The sequence below is a fragment of the Clostridium sp. YIM B02569 genome, assembly GCF_022320765.1.
Classification (GTDB): Bacteria; Bacillota; Clostridia; order Clostridiales; family Clostridiaceae; genus Clostridium; species Clostridium beijerinckii.
In genome coordinates, this window is the sequence record NZ_JAKJJX010000038.1 from 39973 (window position 1) to 46418 (window position 6446).

A 6446-nucleotide genomic window follows, 5' to 3' on the forward strand; every position below is an offset into this window, starting at 1 on the left:
CTGCAATGAGAGCTAAACTTATGTGGATATCAGCCGAAATTGAATACATATTTGTTCCATGTGAATATGAAAATTTCGCTGCTGGATATATTTCAGATTTTTAATAAAGAACCCTTTATAAACTTTGATCTATAGGAAGGTAGTCAATTAAAGTTATATTTTGAGGCGATATTCTCTGAAATTAGTATGCCAGAATGTTTATAGGATAAACATTGAAATTAGTAATATAAGATTTTATTAATAAATATAAATAACGATGTATATGCATATTTACATATACATCGTTATTTGCGCTCACATAGAAGTATCTTATTTATAACTTATTAACTAATTAGAAATAATTAAATATCAAGTTTATTTTTATGAGTAAAGTTGATTGGATCTAGAGATAATTTCTTACATTAAATATTTTTCCGTTTTTAACATAAACCCTAGGAATTCTATATTTAAGCATACAAAGTATTTCGTAATTGATTGTTCCCATTATTTCAGCGAAATCATCTGCATTAAATCTGAGTCCATCTTGTTCGCCGAGAACTATAACTTCATCGCCAACTTTTATATCACCATTAATATCTGTAATATCTATCATACATTGATCCATGCATATTCTTCCGACAATGGGAGCAAATTGTCCATTTATAATGACTTTAGCATTTTTAGCTAGTAATCTAGAATAACCATCTGCATATCCTATTGGTATAGTAGCGATTAAACTTCTTCGCTCAGTCTTAAAAGTTCTTCCATAACTTATAGACATACCTGCATCCATTTCTTGAACACGTGTTATAGTTGCTTTTAATGTCAATGCTGGTTTTAAAGAAAGATTTTCTTTTTTTACTTCATTTGATGGATAATATCCGTAAAGTATGATTCCAGCACGAACAGCATCTAGGTAAGTTTTTGGCATGTCCATGATTGCACCGCTATTAGAGACGTGTTTTATAGGAATTTCTATATTAAGATTTGAAAGCTTCTTTAGCAAATTCGTAAATTTTTCAAATTGTTCATTAGTATATTCTTTATCTTTCTCATCAGAAGTAGAAAAATGAGTAAATATTCCGATTACTTCTAGTCCTTCTAAAGAACAGATTTTACAAATATCATCTATTGCTTTTTCAGTTGGTAGAAATCCTATTCTTCCCATTCCAGTATCAATCGCTATGTGAATTTTAGCTTTTTTATTAAGGCTTAATGCTGTTTTTGATAATTCTTTCGCATAATCTAAGTCGTATACAGTTTGTTCAAGATCATATTTTATTAATTCTTCATTTAAATATGAAGGGGTATATCCGAGTATCATAATAGGGGCTTTTATATTATCATTTCTGAGTTCAATTCCTTCTGTTAAGACTGCTACGGCAAGTCTTGATGCACCATTTTCAAGTAAAGTTGGAGCCACATCTAAAGCTCCATGACCATAACAATCCGCTTTAACTACCGCGATTACCTCTTTATCTTTCGCTAAGTTTTTTATATTTTTCATATTATAAGCTATTGCATCTAAATCTATTTCTGCATATACAGGTCTAAGTATCTTTTGCATTTGCCTACACCTCACAATTATTATTTATATTAAAAACTATGTTTAGTATATTAATCGCTATTGATTATAAACTAATTTAAGTATTCTTACAAAATATATTTTAGTTAATAGATAGAAATAAAAAAAGAACCACTAATGTTAGAATTTATATATACAGTGGTTTTTATACTATTTTCTACCTGTTTAATTAGGAGTTTTTAATATTTTATATGTTCTTTTTGCAAAAAATTATATGGATAAATAATTGTGAAGTAACATACATTATTTTACATAGTGAGTTATTTATGTAATCAATGTTAAAACAAAGGAGAAAATGATTACATGTAGAATAATAGATACTAATAAGAGAAATCTTGACTCATAGTGGTCTTGATATAAAAGGTACCTAATTATATATAATAGGAGGGTGGATGATCATGGTAAATCAAAAAGAAATAAAAAGACTAGATGATATTTTAATTTCTAACAATTATGACAAGACACAAATTATTACTATTATGCAGGAAATTCAGAAGGAATACCGGTACCTGCCAGAAGAGGCGTTGTGCTATATAGCAAAAGAACTTAAGCTTAGTGAAGCTAAAGTATATGGAGTAGCAACATTTTATGAAAATTTCTCTTTAGAACCGAAAGGAAAATACGTGATTAGAATTTGTGATGGAACTGCTTGTCACGTAAGGAAATCAGATCCTATTCTTAGTGAGTTTAGGAGTGAATTAGGGCTTTCTGGGAAAAAACTTACAACCGATGATATGCATTTTACAGTAGAAACAGTATCGTGTCTAGGAGCATGTGGATTAGCTCCGGTTTGTACTGTAAACGATGTAGTATATCCGTCAATGACACCAGAGAAAGCAAGAAAGCTAGTGAAGCAGTTAAAGGAGGAGTTATCAAATGAGAATTAATACAAGAGAAGAGCTAAATTCTATAAGCTCAAAATATAAGGCTGCTTTAGTCAGGCAACGTAAGCAAATATTAGTATGTGCAGGCACTGGATGTGTAGCAGGTGGATCTTTAAACATTTATAGAAGATTTAAGGAGATAATAAAAGAAAAGGGATTGGAGGTTACATTAGAATTAAAGGAAGAACCACATGACAATACTATAGGCTTGAAAAAGAGCGGATGTCATGGATTTTGTGAAATGGGACCTTTAATAAGAATTGAACCAGAGGGATGGTTATATATAAAGGTAAGTATAGATGATTGTGAAGAAATTATTGAAAAAAGTATTATTGGGAATGAAGTAGTTACTGGTTTAAGTTATAAGGATGGAGATAAGCTTTATAGTAAGCAAGAAGATATTCCGTTTTATAAAAAGCAAACTCGTGTAGCTTTAAATAATTGTGGTCATATTAATGCGGAGTCTATTGAAGAATATTTAGCAGAAGGTGGCTATAGTGCTACTGCGAAAGCTCTTTTTGACATGACTTCTGAAGAAATTATAAATGAAATGTCTGAGGCACATTTAAGAGGGCGTGGAGGTGGAGGATTTCCCACAGGAAAGAAATGGGCTCAGGTATTAAAGCAGAAAGAATCAGAAAAATATATTGTATGTAATGGCGATGAAGGTGATCCGGGAGCATTTATGGATAGAAGCATGATGGAAGGAAATCCTCACGGTGTTATTGAGGGGATGATTATTGCAGGAATTGCAACAAAAGCACACAATGGATATATATATGTTCGTGCAGAATATCCTCTTGCAGTAAAAAGATTACGCATAGCTATTGAACAAGCTATGGAAAAAGGACTCTTGGGTGATAATATATTAAATTCAGGTTTTGATTTTCATATTCAGATTAATCAGGGAGCAGGAGCATTTGTATGTGGGGAAGGTAGTGCACTAACAGCTTCGATTGAGGGGAATCGTGGTATGCCTAGAGTTAAGCCTCCAAGAACTGTAGAACAAGGCTTGTTTGGTAAACCAACAGTATTGAATAATGTAGAAACATTTTGTAATGTATCCCCAATAATTAACAAAGGGGTACATTGGTATAAAACTATGGGAACCGAAAATAATTATGGAACTAAAGCATTTGCTCTTACGGGAAATGTTAATAATACAGGATTAATAGAAGTTCCTATGGGGACAACATTGAGAAAGATCATATTTGACATTGGAGGAGGAGTAAAAGGTGGAGAATTTAAGGCAGTCCAAATTGGTGGACCGTCTGGAGGTTGTCTATGCCTTCGTGAAAATCATCTTGATTTAACTTTGGATTTTGATTCGTTAAAGAAAGTAGGTGCAATGATTGGGAGTGGAGGCCTAGTCGTTATGAATGATAAAAATTGTATGGTTGAAATGGCACGTTTCTTTATGAATTTCACTCAAAATGAATCCTGCGGTAAATGTATACCATGTAGAGAAGGTACTAGAAGAATGTTAGAAATACTTAATGATATAGTAGAGGGTAAAGGGACCTTGGAGGATATTGATACATTAGAAGAATTAGCAGAGACTATTTCTGATACGGCGCTTTGTGGGCTTGGAAAGAGCGCAGCATTTCCAGTTAGAAGCACATTAAGGTATTTTAGAGATGAATATATAGAACATGTTGTAGATAAAAAGTGTTCAGGGGGTGTATGCAAGTCACTAATTTCATATGAGATTGATAAGGAGAAATGCAGAGGCTGTTCAAAGTGTGCTAAGGGATGTCCTGTAGAAGCTATTACAGGAGAAATAAAGAAACCATATGTCATTGATAAGTCAAAATGCATTAAATGTGGTAATTGCATTGAAGGCTGCGTATTTAAGGCGATTAGAGTAATTTAAATATTTCTTCTATAATATTATCTCTTCTCATTATCTATCATATGAAATTTATAAATTACAGAAAGGATGGTAAGAAACTATGTCAAAATATATGGTGATTGATGGCAATAGGATAGAATTTGATAAAGAAAAGAATATCTTAGATTTAGTTAGAAAAGCAGGAATTGATTTACCGACTCTTTGTTACTATACAGATTTATCAGTTTATGGGGCATGCAGAATGTGTGTGGTCGAGGATGAAAGAGGTAGCATTTTAACATCTTGTTCTACGCCACCAAAAGATATGATGTCAATTAGAACTAATACACCAAAGCTTCAAAAGTATCGTAAGGTAATTTTAGAATTACTACTTGCAACACATTGTAGAGACTGCACTATATGTGAAAAGAATGGAAAATGTAAGCTCCAAAAATTAGCATCACGTTTTGGTTTAACAAATATTAGATTTAAAAGCATTGAGGGAAAAAAAGATTTAGATACATCATCTAAATCAATCATTAGAGATCCTAATAAATGCATTTTATGTGGAGACTGTGTTAGGATGTGTAGTGAAATACAAAGTGTAGGAGCGATTGATTTCGTCAATAGGGGTTCAAATATGGTAGTAAGTCCAGCGTTTGGGAAAAGCCTTGCAGAGACAGATTGTGTGAATTGTGGACAATGTGCAACTGTATGTCCGACAGGAGCAATAGTTGTTAAGAGTGATATTAAAAATGTTTGGAAAGCAATATATAATCCTAAGCAGAGGGTTGTGGTACAAGTTGCTCCTGCAGTGCGCGTTGCTTTAGGTGAAGAATTCGGTATAAAATCTGGTGAAAATGTTATGGGGAAAATTGTTGCGGCTATGAGAAAATTGGGTTTTGAAAATATTTATGATACTTCTTTAAGTGCTGATTTAACGGTAATTGAAGAATCAAAAGAATTCTTAAAGAAGTTAGAGTCTGATGATAATAAATTTCCATTATTTACTTCTTGTTGTCCAGCATGGGTAAGATATGTAGAAAATAAATACCCTGAATTATTGCCGTATGTATCTAGTTGTAAATCACCAATGGAGATGTTTGGCTCTGTTGTTAAGGCGTATTTCAAAGAAAAAGATTCTTTAGAGAATAGAGAAACAATATCTGTAGCAGTTATGCCATGCACAGCTAAAAAAGCAGAGGCGGCTAGAGAAGAATTTATAAGGGATAATATTCCGGATGTTGATTATGTAATTACTACAGCGGAACTATGTGCAATGATAAAAGAAATTGGAATACAGTTTGATGAAATTGAGGCAGAAGCTTCAGACATACCACTTTCCCTTTACTCTGGAGCAGGAGTAATATTTGGGGTTACTGGAGGAGTAACGGAAGCTGTTATTCGTGAAGTTATTAAAGATAAATCTTCAAGAGTATTAAAGGACATAGAATTTATAGGTGTTAGAGGTATGAAAGGAGTAAAAACATGTGAACTTCAAGTTAAAGATGAATCCATTAGAATCGGCATTGTTAGTGGACTTAGAAATGCAGAAAATCTAATTGAAAAAATTAAGAGTGGAGAAGAACATTTTGACTTTATAGAAGTTATGGCATGTCCTGGAGGATGCATAGCTGGTGCGGGGCAACATTTTGGATTAATGGAAGAGAAAAATGAAAGGGCAAAGGGACTATATAAGATAGATAAGGTTACGCAAATTAAAAGAAGCGAAGAAAATCTGGTGGTTAAATCTTTATATGAAGGATTGCTAAAGAATAGGACGAAAGAATTACTACATGTTCATTATGATAAAAGTGAACATTAAAATATGAATTCGCAGAAGGATTAATAGAAATATCAACGTATACTTGTGAAATATAATTAGGGTATATTGAGATTAGTTAGGTATTTTGGCAATCATAAAATTAAAAGCTATACATCAAGCAAGAGTATAGCTTTTTTAGACTATTACAAATAATTATTATAGTCTAATTGTTTTAGGACCACTAGAAAAAGAATTAAATGTTACAACGGCATCTTCTAGATAAAACACTTCAAAGATGGTATCATCTAAGCCATACATTTTTTTCAAGGATGAGAGTGTAAAATAGTCTGTGTAAACTTCATTAGAATGATATAATAAATTATCAAATGAAGGGAGCACAGG

At 32.4% G+C, this 6446-nt stretch carries 4 protein-coding genes and 1 pseudogene; 3 read left to right on the top strand and 2 right to left on the bottom strand.

Features of this window, described 5'->3' with window-relative positions; translation table 11 throughout:
- Positions 1–382 precede the first annotated feature (382 nt).
- Positions 383–1546, bottom strand: a complete 1164-nt coding sequence (gene alr / locus L3B96_RS25080) for an alanine racemase (protein WP_238948899.1) — start codon at positions 1544–1546, stop codon at positions 383–385.
- 410 nt (positions 1547–1956) lie between these two features.
- Here alr and L3B96_RS25085 point away from each other — a divergent pair, with 410 nt between their 5' ends.
- The 3 genes from L3B96_RS25085 (at position 1957) to L3B96_RS25095 (ending at position 6104) form a co-directional block, all read left to right on the top strand.
- Positions 1957–2451 (top strand): NAD(P)H-dependent oxidoreductase subunit E, encoded by a 495-nt coding sequence (locus tag L3B96_RS25085; RefSeq protein ID WP_238899809.1) that lies wholly within the window; start codon positions 1957–1959, stop codon positions 2449–2451.
- On the top strand, positions 2441–4321 hold the full coding sequence (gene nuoF / locus L3B96_RS25090; protein WP_238899808.1) for an NADH-quinone oxidoreductase subunit NuoF: 1881 nt from the start codon (positions 2441–2443) through the stop codon (positions 4319–4321). Before L3B96_RS25085 ends, nuoF begins: the two co-directional genes overlap by 11 nt.
- A gap of 79 nt (positions 4322–4400) precedes the next feature.
- Positions 4401–6104 (top strand): [FeFe] hydrogenase, group A, encoded by a 1704-nt coding sequence (locus L3B96_RS25095; protein ID WP_238948900.1) that lies wholly within the window; start codon positions 4401–4403, stop codon positions 6102–6104.
- A 156-nt stretch (positions 6105–6260) separates the two neighbouring features.
- On the opposite strand, the pseudogene L3B96_RS25100 reads toward L3B96_RS25095, so the two are convergent.
- Positions 6261–6446, bottom strand: a pseudogene (locus L3B96_RS25100) (hypothetical protein); the annotation flags it as partial.

Bases quoted from the DNA above. Each gene is read 5' to 3' on its own strand.
- alr (WP_238948899.1), bottom strand. From the start codon at position 1,546: ATGCAAAAGATACTTAGACCTGTATATGCAGAAATAGATTTAGATGCA.
- L3B96_RS25085 (WP_238899809.1), top strand. From the start codon at position 1,957: ATGATCATGGTAAATCAAAAAGAAATAAAAAGACTAGATGATATTTTA.
- nuoF (WP_238899808.1), top strand. From the start codon at position 2,441: ATGAGAATTAATACAAGAGAAGAGCTAAATTCTATAAGCTCAAAATAT.
- L3B96_RS25095 (WP_238948900.1), top strand. From the start codon at position 4,401: ATGTCAAAATATATGGTGATTGATGGCAATAGGATAGAATTTGATAAA.